Genomic DNA, 278 nt, shown 5'->3' on the forward strand with positions numbered 1-278 from the left:
AAAGAAATCCACCAAAACAAGGATGATGTCTACGAATACACGATGAAAGGCAACATGGTTGCAGTTGTCAGTGACGGCTCTGCTGTGCTTGGCCTTGGAAACATCGGTCCGGAAGCTTCTTTACCGGTAATGGAAGGTAAATCTGTACTATTCCAGAGCTTCGCAGGTGTTGACAGCTTCCCAATCGTGCTTGATACAAATGACGTGGACGAAATCGTTCGTACCGTAAAATTGATGGCGCCGACATTTGGCGGCGTGAACTTGGAGGATATCTCCGC

At 47.8% G+C, this 278-nt stretch carries 1 pseudogene; it reads left to right on the forward strand.

The window, feature by feature from the left end:
* Positions 1 to 278, forward strand: a pseudogene (locus AE2B122_RS19050) (NAD-dependent malic enzyme); the annotation flags it as partial.

This window comes from Terribacillus sp. AE2B 122 (assembly GCF_902497585.1).
Classification (GTDB): Bacteria; Bacillota; Bacilli; order Bacillales; family Amphibacillaceae; genus Terribacillus; species Terribacillus saccharophilus_A.